Origin of the sequence: Variovorax sp. IB41 (assembly GCF_016405905.1) — a bacterium.
Classification (GTDB): Bacteria; Pseudomonadota; Gammaproteobacteria; order Burkholderiales; family Burkholderiaceae_C; genus Variovorax.
In genome coordinates this window covers 157,330-172,471 of record NZ_JAEFCB010000010.1, presented here as the reverse complement: position 1 = coordinate 172,471, position 15,142 = coordinate 157,330, and the positions used below count along the sequence as shown (strand labels likewise).

Annotated in this window: 16 protein-coding genes; 9 read left to right on the top strand and 7 right to left on the bottom strand. The window is 67.0% G+C overall.

Annotated features, from left to right (window positions below):
* Positions 1-317 precede the first annotated feature (317 nt).
* Both JC881_RS19260 and JC881_RS19255 read right to left on the bottom strand, forming a co-directional pair.
* The gene (locus tag JC881_RS19260; protein ID WP_198787311.1) at positions 318-599 is read right to left on the bottom strand and encodes a hypothetical protein; all 282 of its coding nucleotides are present in this window, start codon (positions 597-599) and stop codon (positions 318-320) included.
* Between the two features lie 572 nt (positions 600-1,171).
* Positions 1,172-1,630 (bottom strand): MarR family winged helix-turn-helix transcriptional regulator, encoded by a 459-nt coding sequence (locus JC881_RS19255; protein WP_198787310.1) that lies wholly within the window; start codon positions 1,628-1,630, stop codon positions 1,172-1,174.
* A gap of 70 nt (positions 1,631-1,700) precedes the next feature.
* On the opposite strand from JC881_RS19255, the gene JC881_RS19250 reads away from it, so the two are divergent.
* From JC881_RS19250 to JC881_RS19240, 3 genes are all read left to right on the top strand, one after another.
* Positions 1,701-2,861: an FAD-dependent oxidoreductase gene (locus tag JC881_RS19250; protein ID WP_198787309.1), complete on the top strand. Its 1,161-nt coding sequence runs from the start codon at positions 1,701-1,703 to the stop codon at positions 2,859-2,861.
* A 109-nt stretch (positions 2,862-2,970) separates the two neighbouring features.
* Positions 2,971-3,591, top strand: coding sequence for a PadR family transcriptional regulator (locus JC881_RS19245; protein ID WP_198787308.1), 621 nt, complete (start codon positions 2,971-2,973; stop codon positions 3,589-3,591).
* Positions 3,592-3,606: 15 nt separating this feature from the next.
* A complete protein-coding gene (locus tag JC881_RS19240) occupies positions 3,607-4,449 on the top strand; it encodes a siderophore-interacting protein (RefSeq protein WP_198787307.1) in 843 nt (280 codons plus the stop codon).
* A 140-nt stretch (positions 4,450-4,589) separates the two neighbouring features.
* Here JC881_RS19240 and JC881_RS19235 read toward each other — a convergent pair whose 3' ends face one another.
* The 4 genes from JC881_RS19235 to JC881_RS19220 form a co-directional block, all read right to left on the bottom strand.
* A complete protein-coding gene (locus JC881_RS19235; RefSeq protein WP_198787306.1) occupies positions 4,590-6,122 on the bottom strand; it encodes a DHA2 family efflux MFS transporter permease subunit in 1,533 nt (510 codons plus the stop codon).
* The gene (locus JC881_RS19230) at positions 6,119-6,586 is read right to left on the bottom strand and encodes a MarR family winged helix-turn-helix transcriptional regulator (protein ID WP_198787305.1); all 468 of its coding nucleotides are present in this window, start codon (positions 6,584-6,586) and stop codon (positions 6,119-6,121) included. Before JC881_RS19230 ends, JC881_RS19235 begins: the two co-directional genes overlap by 4 nt.
* 63 nt (positions 6,587-6,649) lie before the next feature.
* The gene (gene corA, locus JC881_RS19225) at positions 6,650-7,627 is read right to left on the bottom strand and encodes a magnesium/cobalt transporter CorA (protein WP_198787304.1); all 978 of its coding nucleotides are present in this window, start codon (positions 7,625-7,627) and stop codon (positions 6,650-6,652) included.
* A gap of 37 nt (positions 7,628-7,664) precedes the next feature.
* Complete coding sequence (locus JC881_RS19220) at positions 7,665-8,288, bottom strand: hypothetical protein (protein ID WP_198787303.1); 624 nt, start codon at positions 8,286-8,288, stop codon at positions 7,665-7,667.
* A gap of 278 nt (positions 8,289-8,566) precedes the next feature.
* Here JC881_RS19220 and JC881_RS19215 point away from each other — a divergent pair, with 278 nt between their 5' ends.
* Genes JC881_RS19215 through JC881_RS19195 form a run of 5 tightly spaced genes read left to right on the top strand, consistent with a single transcriptional unit; the run spans position 8,567 to position 13,627 of the window.
* Positions 8,567-8,908: a type II toxin-antitoxin system RelE/ParE family toxin gene (locus tag JC881_RS19215; protein WP_443083361.1), complete on the top strand. Its 342-nt coding sequence runs from the start codon at positions 8,567-8,569 to the stop codon at positions 8,906-8,908.
* Positions 8,905-9,237, top strand: coding sequence for a helix-turn-helix domain-containing protein (locus JC881_RS19210; RefSeq protein WP_198787301.1), 333 nt, complete (start codon positions 8,905-8,907; stop codon positions 9,235-9,237). Before JC881_RS19215 ends, JC881_RS19210 begins: the two co-directional genes overlap by 4 nt.
* A gap of 32 nt (positions 9,238-9,269) precedes the next feature.
* Complete coding sequence (gene mutS / locus JC881_RS19205; protein WP_198787300.1) at positions 9,270-11,927, top strand: DNA mismatch repair protein MutS; 2,658 nt, start codon at positions 9,270-9,272, stop codon at positions 11,925-11,927.
* 27 nt (positions 11,928-11,954) lie between these two features.
* The gene (locus JC881_RS19200; RefSeq protein WP_013542517.1) at positions 11,955-12,794 is read left to right on the top strand and encodes a proteasome-type protease; all 840 of its coding nucleotides are present in this window, start codon (positions 11,955-11,957) and stop codon (positions 12,792-12,794) included.
* Positions 12,795-12,802: 8 nt separating this feature from the next.
* Entirely contained in the window at positions 12,803-13,627 is an 825-nt protein-coding gene (locus JC881_RS19195) for an alpha/beta fold hydrolase (protein ID WP_198787299.1), read from the top strand.
* Here the strand turns inward: JC881_RS19195 and JC881_RS19190 are convergent.
* Positions 13,610-14,146 (bottom strand): MOSC domain-containing protein, encoded by a 537-nt coding sequence (locus JC881_RS19190; RefSeq protein WP_198787298.1) that lies wholly within the window; start codon positions 14,144-14,146, stop codon positions 13,610-13,612. The two genes, JC881_RS19195 and JC881_RS19190, sit on opposite strands and share 18 nt — an antisense overlap.
* A 252-nt stretch (positions 14,147-14,398) precedes the next feature.
* On the opposite strand from JC881_RS19190, the gene JC881_RS19185 reads away from it, so the two are divergent.
* Positions 14,399-15,106, top strand: a complete 708-nt coding sequence (locus JC881_RS19185; protein ID WP_198787297.1) for a response regulator transcription factor — start codon at positions 14,399-14,401, stop codon at positions 15,104-15,106.
* The last annotated feature ends 36 nt before the right edge of the window (positions 15,107-15,142 follow it).

Genomic DNA, 15,142 nt, shown 5'->3' with positions numbered 1-15,142 from the left:
TCGGCTGTAACTGTGATGAAGAGCGAATGACATGGCGCGCCCTGCTTTTTGAACGTGCTGTCGACGTGCCTGAGGAGGCATGCCTAGACCCGAATTGATGGCGCTTCTCGCGGTTTAAAGAGAAACCGGGCCTCTGGAATTCGCTATCGAACCGCTCGGCAAGGTGTCTCGACGGGCCCAACTCAACAAGCTTTTTTACGCGGCCTAGCGAACAGTCTGGCGCTCCTGATTCTGTGCGGATGATGAAACGTTGCACAACTTAGAACATTTGCTGCTCTCAAGCCGTCATCCCAGCGAGCGATGACGGCACTGAGCTCCTACCCCCTCACACTCCCCTGCACCAACTCCTCCACCTCCATCGCCAGATCCGCTGCGATCCAGACGATGTTCGATCGGTGTTCTTCTCCTGCTTCTTCGAACCAGCCGTTGCCGCCGTAGGCGCACCACAGCAGTGATCTGAGTTGGGCGGCTTTGTTTTCGAGGAGGTCGAATGCGTCCTGGCCTGTCGGGGGCACGGGTGGTGAGCCGCTGGTGATGGCGGTTGCCGTGTGACGGGAAGACTTGGGCGTAGAGCGCCCGGCGATAATTTGCTTAGCCATTTGGTGTGCTTTCAGTAAATAGTTGCACGTCATGTGGTTAGACGGCCAAGGTGCGTGAACACCTTGGCCGTCGCCTTTTGCGCCTCACATTCGCATCGCCAGCACAAGGCCATCGACACCCGCTGTGAGGCAAAGCGGTTCATTCGTTCATTCGTTTTTCCGGGGTTGTTTGTCTGACGCTGTTCGTCGCGCATTCGGTGCGGCGTCTTGTCGTCAGGGCATTCACTGTAGAGAAGCAAAGCCGTGTCCGGCGAAGAGAATTCGTCTAGGAATTCTCGAATTCGCGAGGTATCTGCGGGCTCGCGGCCGAGGGACACAAAGGGCTGACATTTGAAGGCCCGACGCGCGCCAGGCGCGGTGCAAAAGCCGCGGCATCCGACGAAGAAAAACGAGGCGGGGCTGTGCGCAATTCGTCCCGCTCGATTCATCGCGCACATGGGGCCGTAAAGCGCGCGATGAAGCCAGGGATGCTGCGCGGTCGCTCATTCCCTCGGTCGCACGGTGCGATGCGATGCGCTTCGCGCGGGCCGACCGTCAATCGTTCAAGGCGACACCGCTGCGCGCCGGTGCCATCAGCCGCCGCCCATGCGCTCCACGTTCGCATTCACGCGCCGCAGCAGCGCCAGCAGCTGCGCGACCTCCGCCTTGGAGAAGCCGGCCAGCGCCTGCTGCGTGTGCCCTTCCATCAGCGCCCTCGCCTTGGGCAGCCGCCGCGCGGCCAGCGGCGTGAGCGAGATGAGGCGGCTGCGCTTGTCGGCGGGGTCGTCCACGCGCTGGACCAGGCCGTCGCGCTCCATGCGGGTGAGCAGCTGCGCCATGCTGGGCTGCTCGACCTGCGCGATGCGCGCGAGCTCGGCCTGCGAGAGCGCCTTGCTTTTCTTGAGCGACACGAGCACCGGCAGCTGGCCCGCGGCCAGGCCCGCTTCGCGCAGGTCGGCATCGGCGATGCGCACGAAGCCGCGGGCGACGCGGCCGATGAGCTTGAGGGGGTTGGTTTCAGGGAGATCGAGGGTGTCGTTGGCTTCGGTCATGCGCTCATTCTATACATAGGCTCCTATGCTAATATGGATAGGAACCTATCCTTTCTGCGGAGTCATCCGGATGCATCCCTCTTCTTCTGTTTTCACGCCCCGCATCGCCATCGTCGGCGCGGGTCCCGGCGGCCTCATGCTGGCGCGCCTGCTGCACCTGTCGGGCATCGCGGCCACCGTGTTCGAGCGCGAAGACAGCGCGCTCGTGCGGCCGCAGGGCGGCACGCTCGACCTGCACGAAGACTCGGGGCTGATGGCCGTGCGCCGCGCCGGTCTCGAAGCCGGGTTCCTTCGCATCGCGCGCTATGACGACCAGGGCTCGCGGCTGGTCGACAAGTCGGGGCGCGTGCTTTTCGAGGAGCCCGATGCGTCCGCGGGCGACCGGCCCGAGGTCGATCGCACGGCGCTGCGCGACATGCTGCTCGCGTCGCTGCCCGAGGGCTGTGTGCAGTGGGGGTGCGCGCTGCGCGAGGTGGTGCCGCTGAACGATGGGCGATGGAACCTGGTCTTCTCGAACGGTGAGGCCGGGCCCTTCGATCTGGTGGTCGGCGCGGACGGCGCGTGGTCGCGCGTGCGGCCGCTGCTGTCGCCGTACAAGCCGCAGTACAGCGGCCTGACCTTCATCGAGTTCGGCATCGACGACGTGGACCGCAGCCACCCTGCCCTCGCGCAGCTGGTCGGGCGCGGCAAGCTCGATGTGCAGGGCGATGGCATGTCGATCATTGCGCAGCGCAACGGCAACGCGCACATCCGGGGGTACGCGATCTTCCGGGTGCCGGCGGACTGGGCGGCGCAGCGTTTCGATTTCGCCTCGCCCGCCGCGGTGCGCAGCGCCTTGCTTGCCGAGTTCACGGGGTATGGCGATGCGATCACCGATCTCTTTCGCGCGAGCAACGACAGCTTTGCGGCGCGGCCGATTCATGCGCTGCCGGTCGGGCACTGCTGGGCCCACCGGCGCGGGCTCACGCTGCTGGGCGATGCGGCGCATGTGATGTCGCCCTTCGGCGGCGAAGGCGTGAATGCCGCGCTGAGGGATGCGGCAGAGCTGGCCGCGCTGCTGGCCTCGGAACAGGACTGCGACGGCGCCGTCGCGGCTTACGAAACGCAGATGTTCGAGCGCGTGGCCGAGGTCGCGGAAGGCTCGGCCGAGGCGGCCGCCGTGCAGCTGTCGCACATCGGCGAGGCGCTGACGCTGGCGCATCTGCACCAGCACCGGGCCGGCGCCGCGTAGCACCCCGTCCACCCGTTTCCGTCTTGCGGGGGGGCCGGATGCGGGCCTGTTTGACTTTTAAATCGATATATCTAAAATACTTTCGATACCAGTCATGAAGGACATCGACATGCGACACCCCCACTTCGGCCATCACCACCACAACCACCACTGCCACGCCCCCCGTGGCGAACACGACGACGGCTGCTCGGGCGGCCGCGGCCGGCACCACGGCGCGCCCGGCGACGAGCGCATGCATGGAGGCCGCGGCGGACGCGGCGGCGGGCGCGTGTTCGGCCACGGCGGCCTGCGCTTCGTGCTGCTGCAGCTGATCGCCGACAAACCGTCGCACGGCTACGAGCTCATCAAGGCCATCGAAGACCGCCTGGGCGGGAGCTACGCGCCGAGCCCCGGTGTGGTCTACCCCACCCTCACGCTGCTCGAGGAGATGGGCCACCTGAGCGTGGAAACGGCCGATGGCGGCGGCCGCAAGCGCTACAGCATCACGCCCGGCGGCCAGGAGTTTCTGGCCGCCAACCGAGAAACGGCCGACGCCATGATGGCCCGCATGTCGGGCGGCGTGGACGGCGCGGGCCCGCGCGGCGGACGCCCGCCGCAGGTCACGCGCGCCATCGAAAACCTGAAGCTCGCGATGCGCATGCGCCTCGCGGGCGCACCCCTCACCGAACAACAAGCCCACGATTTCGCCGCGGTGCTCGACAGCGCCGCTCAACAGTTAGAGCGCATCTGAATCAACTTTTTTGAAATGACCGACTTCACTACTACTACTGCTTCTTCCAGCACTCCAGACCGCACGCCGCGCCGCGTGCGCCATGACCTTCGCTTTCGCCAGCTCACGGTGAAGACGGTGCAGCGCGTGACGCCGCACCTCATCCGCATCGTGCTCACTGGCGACGACCTCCCGGGCTTCACGAGCCCGGGGTTCGACGACCACGCGAAGATCTTTTTCCCCGATGCCGCAACGGGCCAGCTCACGCTGCCGACGGCCGGGCCCGATGGTCCGGTCTGGCCCGCGAGCGGCCGCCCGACGATGCGCGACTACACGCCGCGCCGCCACGACGCCAAGGCCAACACGCTGGAGATCGACTTCGCGCTGCACGACGCCGGCCCCGCCACGCAATGGGCCGAGAAGGCCAAGCCCGGCGACACGCTCGGCGTGGGCGGCCCGCGCGGCTCGTTCATCGTGCCGACCGAGTTCGACTGGCACCTGCTCGTGGGCGACGACACCGCGCTGCCCGCCATCTCGCGCCGCCTGGCCGAACTGCCGGCCGGAGCGCGGGTGGTGGTGCTGGCGGAAGTCGACAGCGAGGCGGACGAGATTCCGTTCGAGACCGAGGCCGAGCTCACGCTGCACTGGGTGCATCGGCGCGGCGCCGAGGCCGGCGTGAGCACGGTGCTGGTCGATGCGCTGAAGGCCGCGAAGCTGCCGGCCGGCGACTTTCACGCGTGGGTCGGCTGCGAGTCGGGCATCGCGAAGGCCGTGCGCGCGCACCTCGTAGGCGAGCGCGGCGCGAACCCGAAGTGGACGCGGGCGTCGGGCTACTGGCGGCGCGGCACTGCGGCCACGCACGATTCGCACGACGAGTGATCCCGCATTGCTCCTTCCCCCTTTGGGGGAAGGCTGGGATGGGGGCAAGCGGCGCTGGTCAAGCGCAGTGCCTCATCGACCGCCGCTTGCCCCCACCCCTGCCCTCCCCCAGAGGGGGAGGGAGAAATTCAAACTCCAACTCAGTGCGGCACTTCTGCGGGGCCTGACGCGGCCGCATTGCGCCGCGGGCTGCGGATCAGCAGCAGCAGCGGAATCGCCAGCAGCGTGATCACCATCATGATCGCGAAGTCATCGAGATAGCCGATTAGCGCGCCCTGCCGCGTGACCTCGGCGTTGAGCATCGCGAGCCCGGCCATGGTGTCGGGCGACATCATCGGCGGCAGGTTGACCAGCCCGGGGTTGCCCGGTGTCACGGTCGCCGCGATCTGCGCATGCGCCTTGCTCGAGCCTTCGGTCAACAGCGCCTGCACGATCGAGATGCCCACGCTGCTGCCGATGTTGCGCAGCAGGCTGAAGATGGGCGTGCCCTGGTTGCGCAATCGAGGCGCGAGCGTCGCGAACGTGGCGGTCGACAGCGGCACGAAGGTGAAGCCGATGCCCAGCCCCTGGATGAAGCCCGAGAGAACGATGAGGCTGCTGTCCATCTGCAGCGTGAGCCGCGTCATCTGGTAGAGCGAGAAGGCCGTGAGGCCGAAGCCCACGGCCATGATGGCGCGCACGTCGATGCGCTGCACGAGGCGCCCGACGATGATCATCGCGATCATGGTGCCCACGCCGCGCGGCGCGGTCACCTCGCCGGTGTAGACGACCGGATAGCCCATGAGGCCCTGCAGGAAGTTGGGCAAGAGCGCCATCGTCGCGAAGAGGATCATGCCGACGATGAACGCGAACAGAAGGCCGGTGACGAAGTTGCGGTCTTTGAGCAAGTCGCGGTCGAAGAACGACACGCCCTGCACGGTCCAGGTGTGGACCACGAAGAAGCCGAAGGCCACGAGCGCGGCGGCGGCTTCGAGCTTGATTTCCCACGAATCGAACCAGTCGAGCTGTTCGCCGCGGTCGAGAAACAGTTGCAGCATGCCGATGGCCAGGCTCAGCGTGACGAAGCCGAAGATGTCGAGCTTCTCGCCCTGCGGCCGGCTCTCGGGCAGGTAGCGCGCGATGCCCCAGAACGCGAAGATGCCCACGGGCAGGTTGATGAAGAAGACCCAGCGCCAGTCGAAGTTCTCGGTGAGCCAGCCGCCCAAGAGCGGCCCGAGGATGGGCCCGACCATGATGCCCGCGCCCCAGATGGCCATGGCCTGGCCGACCTTCTCGCGCGGGTTGATATCGAGCAGCACCGCCTGCGACAGCGGCACCAGCGCCGCGCCGAACACGCCCTGCAACAGGCGCGCGGCCACGATGCCCACGAGCGACGTCGCCACGCCGCACAGCGCCGAAGCGACCGTGAACCCGATCACCGAAATGATGAACACGCGCCGCCGCCCCCAGTGGCCGCACAGCCACCCGGTGAGCGGCAGCGCGATGGCCGAGGCGACGATGTAGGAGGTGAGCACCCAGGTGATCTGGTCCTGCGAGGCCTGAAGGCTCCCCTGCATGTGGGGCAAGGCGACGTTGGCGATGGTGGTGTCCAGCGCCTGCATGATGGTCGCCAGCATGATCGAGATGGTGATCATGCCGCGGTGCGGCACGGTGGTTCCGGGGGCGACGCTCATGGCTTTTGCGCGTCGCCGGAGGTGATGTCGATGAGGCTGCCGCGCACCTTGTTGAGCAGGACCAGCAACTGCGCGCGCTCGGGCTGGGAGAGCACCGACATCACGCGGGCGTTGAGGCCGTCGCTGATGCTCAGCGCCGCATCGAGCGCCTTCTCGGCACTGGGCTGCAGGTGGATCTTGTTGACGCGGCGGTCGGTGGCGCTGGGCTCGCGGCGAATCCAGCCGGCTGCCGCCATGCGGTCGCACAGGCCCGCGACGGCCATGGGGGTGAGATCCAGGCGCTGCGCGAGTTCGGCCTGCGAGAGCGGCTCTTCGTCGCCGCGCATCGCGAGCACGCCCAGGAGGCGGCATTGCGCGCTGGTCAGGCCGATGCGTTCGCGCGCGAGGCGGTCGAACTCATCGACGTAGAGCTTGCCGACTTCCTTGACGAGGAAGCCGAAGCGCTGGGTGAAGTCCCTTTTCATAAGGGACTGGATTATCTACATGTTTATTAGTTTGGGATTAGCAGGCTGAGCGGCGCACGGCCTTCAGAGCCATCCCGCGCGCCGGAACCGGTAGTACAGATAGCCGCAGGTGCTGACGATGAGCCCCAGCGCCACCGCATAGCCGTACCGGAATTTGAGCTCGGGCATGTTCTCGAAGTTCATGCCCCAGATGCCGGCGAACGCGGTGCACACCGCGAAGATGCTGGCCCAGGCGGCCAGGCGCTTGGTGACTTCGCTGTCTTCGATGGTCACCATCGACAGGTTCACCGCGATGGCGGTGCCGATGGTGTCGCGCATCGCGTCGATGGAGCCGTTGATGCGGCCCAGGTGATCGCCCACGTCGCGAAAGTACTCCTGCGTGCCCATGCAGATCTGCGGCACGCGCCCGCCATACAGCTTGCCCGCGGCCTCCACGAGCGGGGCCACCGCGCGCTTCAGGGTCATGCTGCGGCGCTTCAGGTCATAGAGCTGCTTGATCTTGTCGCGCGCCGCGCCGCTGTGGCCGAAGATCTGCTGCTCGATGGTCTCCAGCTCGACCTCGAGCGCATCGATGACGGGAAAGTAGCGGTCGACCACCGCGTCCATCAGCGCATAGAGCACGAAGCCCGCGCCGTTGCGCAAGAGGTCGGGCTCGCGCTCGCAGCGCTCGCGCACGCCCAGAAAGCCTTGCTGGCTGCGGTTGCGCACCGAGAGCACGTAGTTGCGGCCGACGAACACGTCCACCTCGCCCACGTTCACGCAGTGCTCGCCTTCGGCCGAGGGCTCCACCAGGTGCATGACCACGAAGAGCGAATCGCCGTACTCCTCGACCTTGGGGCGCTGGTGGCCGTGGTGGGCGTCTTCGACGGCCAGCGGGTGCAGGTTGAATTCCTTCTGCATCTCGGCCAGTTCCTCGGGCGCGGGATCGCTCAGCGCCACCCAGACGAAGCAGCCGGGCCGGGTGATGTAGTCGCTGATGTCCTCGACGGGAATGTCGGCGAGCTTGGCGCCGTTTTCGTAGGCCACGCAGTTGATCAGCATCGGTGCTCGTCCATGGTCGGTCGTGCGGCGGGACCCGTCAGGTCGCCGCGTCGGATTTCGAGGCCGCGGCCAGGTCGCGGGTGGCGGCCAGCGAGGCCTCGATGGCCTGCGTCTCGCCGTTGAGCAAGGCGAGGCCCTTTTCGGCGAAGGCCGCGTGGCTCGCCACGTCGGCCCACAGGCTCACTGCGGCTTCGGCGCAGGTGAGCGACGTGAAGCGGATGCGGCCCTTGGCCAGATCGATGAAACGCTTCTCGCGCAGCGGGTCCGCGCGGTCCCACGCGCCGCCGATGAGCACGCGCTTGCCGCGCTTGATGCGCGGCTCGCGCTCGGCGAAGAAAGGCAGCTTGGCGGACACCCAGCCGAGCATGCCGCTCTTGGATGCGGTGTCGTAGTCGGAGGGCGCGGCGTGCGCCTTCGCATACTCGCGCAGCGTGCCCAGCTGGTAGAGCACCGGGTCCTTGGGGCCGGCCGGGCCGCCTTCGACGGGCCGGATGACGGAGGGGCCGTTGCCCGCGCCGCGCTCGGGGCGCTTCGACTTGCGCAGGTCCGCCAGCTGGGCCGGCGACATGCACAGATACAGCGCCGCGAGTTCGGCGGGCAAGGTGGCGGTGTCGGGGAGCGCGTCCGCTTCAGGGCCTTTGATTTCTTCCGGGGGGGCCATGGGCGCCTTGTTCTTCACGCGGGGTTTGCGCGGGGGGATTTTAGAGCGGGGGGATGCGGACGGATGGATGCGGACATTGCGCCCGGTATCGCTGCCGCACGCCGCGCGAACGATCAGCCTTGGTACCCGCGCAAAGTTCACGGTAATCGGGACCGAGTTGGCCGGCGCCTGCGAAAAAGCATGCAGGCCGTGCCGAGAATGATTCGACAGGGGGGAAGCCATTGCGTGTGGAGCGCATCGGCTTTCGCGTATAAAATCTTATACAGACAGGCGCGTTGATGGACGAAAAGGAAATTCGGTGGGTTGGCTCTTCCTATGCGGATCTGCTGACCTTCCCCGAGGAGCCACGCCGGGCAGCCGGCTTCGAGTTGGGCAAGGTACAGGCCGGGCTGGACCCGACGGACTGGAAGCCCTTCAACGACGTTGGCGCCGGCACGCGGGAAATCCGGCTCAGGGATTCAAGCGGTATCTATCGCGTGATGTACGTAGCCAAGTTCGAGGAAGCGATTTATGTCCTGCATTGCTTCCAGAAGAAGACACAAGCCACCAGCCAGCAGGACAAGGCCATCGCCGAGACGCGCTACCGCGCGATGATCGACACAAGGAAGCATCGACCATGAAGACCGACACCACCATCCAGCACGTCACAAAGCCGGGCGCCAACATCTTTCTCGAACTGGGCTTTCCCGCGGCCGAGGCCAAGCGTCTGCAGGCCGCATCGCAAAAGCAGATCAACGACACGCGGCTGTTGAAGCAGCAGCTCATGGAAGAGCTGTCGAACTGGATCGAAGCGCATCACCTGAAACAGGCCGAAGCCGCAGAAATCCTGATGGTCTCCCGCCCTCGGGTTTCCGACGTGGTCAACAGGAAGACCACCAAATTCACCCTCGATACGCTGGTCGAAATGCTCAGCCGCATCGGCAAGCCGGTGAAGCTGAGCGTCGGCTGAGCGCCGCCCTCCCGTCCCCGATAATCCCCCGAGTGAAAACGACGACTGCCCAACCCCTTCCCCCGACCAGCGATCTCTCCGGGCACACGCCCATGATGGCGCAGTACCTGGGCCTCAAGGCGAACCATCCGGACACGCTGCTGTTCTACCGGATGGGCGATTTCTACGAACTGTTCTGGGCCGATGCCGAAAAGGCCGCGCGGCTGCTCGACATCACGCTCACCCAGCGCGGCCAGTCGGCCGGGCAGCCCGTGGTGATGTGCGGCGTGCCCTTTCATGCGGTCGATACGTACCTCGCGCGGCTCATCAAGCTGGGCGAATCGGTGGCCATCTGCGAGCAGGTGGGAGAGGTCGGCGCGAGCAAGGGGCCGGTGGAGCGCAAGGTGGTGCGGGTGGTCACGCCCGGCACGCTGACCGATTCGGAACTGCTCAACGACAAGAGCGAATCGCTGCTGCTCGCGGTGCATGCGGGCACGCGCAATTTCTGCGGGCTCGCGTGGCTGAGCGTGACGGGCGCCGAGTTGCGGCTGGCCGAGTGCCCGGCCGATGCGCTCGAGGCGTGGATCGCGCGCATCGCGCCGAGCGAATTGCTCTACAGCGCGGAGGTGACGCCGGCCTTCGAGCAGCGCCTGAAGGCCGCGCGGGCGGCAACGCCCTTCACGCTCTCGATCCGCCCCGCGTGGCAGTTCGACGGCGGCCTCGGTGAGCGCAAGCTCAGCGAGCAGATGGGCAGCAACAGCCTGGCCGCGTGGAATGCCGAATCGCTGACCAACGCGCATGCCGCGGCCGCCGCGCTGCTGGGTTATGCAGAGCACACGCAGGGCCGTGCGCTCTCGCATGTGCAGCGGCTTTCTGTCGAACGCGATGGCGACCTGATCGAGCTACCGCCCACCACGCGGCGCAACCTCGAACTGGTGCAGACGCTGCGCGGCGAGGATTCGCCCACGATGTTCTCGCTGCTCGACACCTGCATGACGGGCATGGGCAGCCGCCTCGTGAAGCGCTGGCTGCTCTCGCCGCGGCGCGACCGGAGCGAAGCGCAAGCGCGGCTCGAAGCCATCGGCGCGCTGCAGTCCACGGTGCTCGGCGGCACGGCCGCGCCCTGGCGCACGCTGCGGGAGCAACTGAAGAACACGAGCGATGTGGAGCGCATCGCCGCGCGCATCGCGCTGCGCCAGGTGCGCCCGCGCGAACTGCTGGCGCTGCGTCTGGCGCTCGACAAGGCCGAGCATTTGGCACCGCTCCTCCCTGCCGCCGCGCCGCTGCTGGCGCGCATCGCCGAGCGGCTCGCGCCGCCGCCGGGCTGCGCCGATCTGCTGGTGAGCGCGATCAAGCCCGACCCGTCGGCGCTGGTGCGCGACGGCGGCGTGATCGCCACCGGCCACGACGCGGAGCTCGACGAGCTGCGCGCCATCAGCGACAACTGCGACGACTTTCTCTTGAAGCTCGAAGTGAGCGAGCGCGAGCGCACCGGCATCAGCAACCTGCGGGTGCAGTTCAACCGGGTGCACGGCTTCTACATCGAGGTGACGCAGAGCGCGCTCTCCAAGGTGCCCGACAACTACCGCCGCCGCCAGACGCTGAAGAACGCCGAGCGGTTCATCACGCCCGAGCTGAAGGCCTTCGAGGACAAGGCGCTGAGCGCGCAAGACCGCGCACTCGCCCGCGAGAAGTGGCTTTACGAGCAGTTGCTCGATGCGCTGCAGCCCTCGGTGCCCGCGCTCACGCAGCTGGCCGGCGGCATCGCGACGCTCGATGCGCTGTGCGCGCTGGCCGAGCGCTCGCACACGCTGCACTGGCGCGCGCCGAGCTTCGTGGCGCACCCATGCATCGAGATCCAGCAGGGGCGGCATCCGGTGGTGGAGGCGCGGCTGGCCGAAAAGTCGTCGGGCGGCTTCATCGCCAACGACACGCAGCTCGGGCCGCAGCAGCGCATGCAGGTGATCACCGGGCCGAACATGGGCGGTAAATCGACGTACATGCGGCAGGTGGCGATCATCGTGCTGCTCGCCTCCATCGGCTCGCACGTGCCGGCGGCGGCCTGCCGGCTCGGGCCGATCGATGCGATCCACACGCGCATCGGTGCGGCGGACGACCTGGCCAATGCGCAGTCGACCTTCATGCTGGAGATGACCGAGGCTGCGCAGATCTTGCACAGCGCCACGGCGCAGTCGCTGGTGCTGATGGACGAAATCGGCCGCGGCACCAGCACCTTCGACGGCCTCGCGCTGGCCGCGGGCATTGCAGCGCAGTTGCATGACCGCAGCAAGGCCTTCACGCTGTTCGCGACGCACTACTTCGAGCTGACCGAATTCCCGGCCACGCACCACGGCGCGGTGAACATGCACGTGAGCGCGACCGAGGCGGGCCGCGACATCGTGTTCCTGCACGAAATGCAGCCCGGCCCGGCCAGCAAGAGCTACGGCATCCAGGTGGCGCGGCTTGCGGGCATGCCGGCGGCGGTGGTCAACCATGCGCGGCAGGCGCTGGAAGCGCTCGAATCGCAGCATGCGCAAACGCGTGCACAGGTCGACCTGTTTGCGCCGCCTCCGGTGGCCGAGACGCCGCTGGCCAGCGCCGTAGAATCCGCGCTGGCTGCGCTAGACCCCGACACCATGAGCCCGCGCGAAGCCCTCGACGCGCTCTATGCCCTCCAGAAACTGAACACGCGTGAACGCAGTGCCGCCTGAGTGGCCTGATTCATGCGAGACGAACTCATGACTTATTGCGTAGGCATCAAACTCAACGCCGGCCTGGTGTTTCTCTCCGACTCGCGCACGAACGCGGGCGTGGACCACATCAGCACCTTCCGCAAGATGATCGTCTACGAGCAGCCGGGCGACCGGGTGATGGTGCTGCTGTCGTCGGGCAACCTGAGCATTTCGCAGTCGGTGCGCGAAATCCTGCAGATCGAAGAGCTTCGCGAAACCCGCGAAGACGGCTCGCAGGGCGACCCGATCACCATATGGAACGCCAAGAGCATGTTCGACGCGGCCCGCGTGCTGGGCTCGGCGGTGCGCCATGTGTACGACCGCGATGCCGAGGCGCTCAAGCACGCGGGGCTCGACTTCAACGTGTCCTTCATCTTCGGCGGGCAGGTCAAGGGCGAAGGCATGCGCCTCTTCCTGGTCTACGCCGCGGGCAACTTCATCGAAGCGACCACCGAGACGCCTTACTTCCAGGTGGGCGAATCGAAGTACGGCAAGCCCGTGCTCGACCGCGTGCTCACGCCCGAGACGCCGCTCGATGAAGCCGCCAAGTGCGCGCTGGTGTCGATGGACTCGACCATGAAGTCGAACCTCTCGGTGGGCCTGCCGCTGGACCTGGTGGTGTACGAGGCCAACAAGTTCGAGACCGACCGGGTGATCTGCATCGACGCCGACAACCCCTACTACCGCATGATGCACAACAGCTGGGGCCAGAAGCTGCGCGAGGTGTTCGACAGCATCGAGGACCCGGTGTGGGACGACAGCCATACCGAGCATCCGCTGAAGATGCCGGCCACGCGGCACGGGGCACTGCGGAAAATTTCGACCCCCGACGAAAAGCTGATCTGAAGAAAGCCGTGCCGCCGGTCATCTTCTCGCACGGCAACAGCTTCCCCGCGAGCACCTACCGCGTCGTCCTCGACAGCCTCCGCAACCGCGGCTTCGAGGTCGATGCCATCGAGAAATTCGGGCACGACCCGAAGTACCCCGTCACCGACAACTGGCCGCATCTGGTGCAGCAGCTGGCCGATTTCGCGCAGGTGCGCGCCGATCGCGCGGGCGGGCCGGTGTTCCTTATCGGCCATTCGCTCGGCGGATTCCTGAGCCTGATGTGCGCGGCGCTGCATCCGGCGCTCGCGCGCGGTGTGGTGCTGATCGATTCGCCGATCCTGGGCGGTTGGCGCGCGAACACGCTCAATGTCGTGAAGCGCACGCCGCTCATGAAGAGCATTTCGCCCGGCGCCATCAGCCGCAAGCGCAAGAACACCTGGGCGCACCGCGAGGCGGTGTTCGAGCACTTCCGCAGCAAGAAGGCGTTCGCCAAGTGGGACGAGCAGGTGCTGCACGACTACATCGACCACGGCACCTTCGACGGCACTTCAAGCGGAATTACAGCAGGCGAGGACAGCCGCGAGCTGAGCTTCGACCGCGACGTGGAAACCGCGATCTACAACACCCTGCCCCACAACCTGGGCGCGCTGCTGCGCAGCCACCCGCTCAAGTGCAAGGCGGCGTTCATCGGCGGGCGGCAGTCGGCCGAGATGAAGCGCGTGGGCATGGCGATGACCGAGCAGGTGACCAAGGGGCGCATCGCGATGCTCGACGGCACGCACCTGTTTCCGATGGAGAAGCCGTTGGCGACTGCCGCGGCGGTCGAGGCCGCGCTACGCAACCTGTTGTGAGTCATCGGCGGAAAGCGGGCGGCATTCGATGCCGTCGCCCACGCGCAGCACGCCGCCACGCAGCACACGCGCCGTCACGCCGCCATGGCCGCGCATGGCGTTGTAGCCGCCGGGGCCGAGCAGCTCTTCCATCCGTGAACACGGCTCGCACGGGCCGCTGACCTCGAGCAGCACCTGGGCGCCGATGGCCAGCACGAGCGGCTGGTCGCGAAACAGCGAGCGTGCAGCCAGCAGGTTCAGGCCCGAGACGACGAGGTTGCGGCGCAGCCCCTCTGCATCGACCTGCGCATGGCCGGTGAGCGCAGCGATCACGGGCAGGTGCTCCTGCTGGATCAGCGAGACCTGCCGCTTGCCGCCGGGGCGCGCGGCGCCGATGCGGTCGCCTTCCAGCCCGCGACCTTCCATCGCAACGGCCTCGGTCACCGACAGCACCGGCGTGCGGCGCGCCGGGCGCAGCAGGATGGCCTCGAGGCGGCCGGGCCGCGCGAATCGGCGGGTCAGTTCATGAAGGTCGGGCATGCGGGGATTGTCTCCAGGTCTATGGGAGCGCTCGCGGGCGAATACGGCGGTATTCGTGCCATCCAGGCCCGTAACGGCCTGCCGGACCCGCTCCGAACGCACTATTCCAAAGAGCGCGATGGTTCGTGCCGACTCTTCGCCGCCCCTGTTTTCAACCAGGAAACTCTCGGATACAACCGGCATGTTCTGCAACAATCCCGATATAAGTAAAAACGTCGTACAGACCCAGGGACCGATCAAAATTCCGCCCACATGTCCAATTTGCAGCTGGAAGACGTCGAAGCCGTTTCGTTGAGCCCCGCCCTGGTGGTCGAAGACGATCCGGCCATGCGCGAGCGGCTGGCCTATGTGCTGTCCACGCTCGGATGCGACGAGCCGCAGATCGCCTGGGCCGACAGCGTGACCACCGCCAAGGCGCTGCTCGACGAGCAGGATTTCGGCGTGGCGCTGGTCGATATCGGCCTGCCCGACGGCAGCGGCGTCGAGCTGATCGGCTGGATGCGCACGCTGCACCCCAAGGTGCCCGCGGTGGTGGTCTCGGCCTGGCGGACCGAGGAAATCATCTTTGCCGCGCTGCGTGCCGGCGCCATCGGCTATCTGCTGAAGGAACGCGACGACCTGGAACTGAGCATCGCGCTGCGCAGCATCGAGCAGGGCGGCGCGCCCATCGATCCGGCGATCGCGCGGCGCATCCTCGGCTGGCTCGCGGCGCAGCAGCCGTCGCTGTCGGCAGTGCTGGCGGCCGATGCGCCCCCGCCGCTGCCCGTGGCGCTCACGCCGCGCGAGCGCAGCATCCTGGAGCTCGTCGCGCAGGGGCTGAGCAATCGCGACATGGCCGAGTCGCTGTCGATCTCGCGGCTCACGGTGGAATGCCACACCAAGAACATCTACCGCAAGCTGGCCGTCACCTCGCGCACCGAGGCGGTGTTCCAGGGGCGCAGGCACGGCCTGCTGCGCTGAGGCGCCGACCGGGGCGCCGCCATCTCCTCTTCACCT

Excerpts from the sequence above, each read along its gene's own strand:
- JC881_RS19235 (WP_198787306.1), bottom strand. The coding sequence starts at position 6,122 with ATGAGCGTCGCCCCCGGAACCACCGTGCCGCACCGCGGCATGATCACC.
- JC881_RS19210 (WP_198787301.1), top strand. The coding sequence starts at position 8,905 with ATGAAGACCGACACCACCATCCAGCACGTCACAAAGCCGGGCGCCAAC.
- JC881_RS19200 (WP_013542517.1), top strand. The coding sequence starts at position 11,955 with ATGACTTATTGCGTAGGCATCAAACTCAACGCCGGCCTGGTGTTTCTC.
- JC881_RS19185 (WP_198787297.1), top strand. The coding sequence starts at position 14,399 with ATGTCCAATTTGCAGCTGGAAGACGTCGAAGCCGTTTCGTTGAGCCCC.
- JC881_RS19245 (WP_198787308.1), top strand. The coding sequence starts at position 2,971 with ATGCGACACCCCCACTTCGGCCATCACCACCACAACCACCACTGCCAC.
- JC881_RS19260 (WP_198787311.1), bottom strand. The coding sequence starts at position 599 with ATGGCTAAGCAAATTATCGCCGGGCGCTCTACGCCCAAGTCTTCCCGT.
- JC881_RS19250 (WP_198787309.1), top strand. The coding sequence starts at position 1,701 with ATGCATCCCTCTTCTTCTGTTTTCACGCCCCGCATCGCCATCGTCGGC.
- JC881_RS19255 (WP_198787310.1), bottom strand. The coding sequence starts at position 1,630 with ATGACCGAAGCCAACGACACCCTCGATCTCCCTGAAACCAACCCCCTC.
- JC881_RS19215 (WP_443083361.1), top strand. The coding sequence starts at position 8,567 with ATGGACGAAAAGGAAATTCGGTGGGTTGGCTCTTCCTATGCGGATCTG.
- JC881_RS19240 (WP_198787307.1), top strand. The coding sequence starts at position 3,607 with ATGACCGACTTCACTACTACTACTGCTTCTTCCAGCACTCCAGACCGC.
- JC881_RS19230 (WP_198787305.1), bottom strand. The coding sequence starts at position 6,586 with ATGAAAAGGGACTTCACCCAGCGCTTCGGCTTCCTCGTCAAGGAAGTC.
- JC881_RS19220 (WP_198787303.1), bottom strand. The coding sequence starts at position 8,288 with ATGGCCCCCCCGGAAGAAATCAAAGGCCCTGAAGCGGACGCGCTCCCC.
- corA (WP_198787304.1), bottom strand. The coding sequence starts at position 7,627 with ATGCTGATCAACTGCGTGGCCTACGAAAACGGCGCCAAGCTCGCCGAC.
- JC881_RS19190 (WP_198787298.1), bottom strand. The coding sequence starts at position 14,146 with ATGCCCGACCTTCATGAACTGACCCGCCGATTCGCGCGGCCCGGCCGC.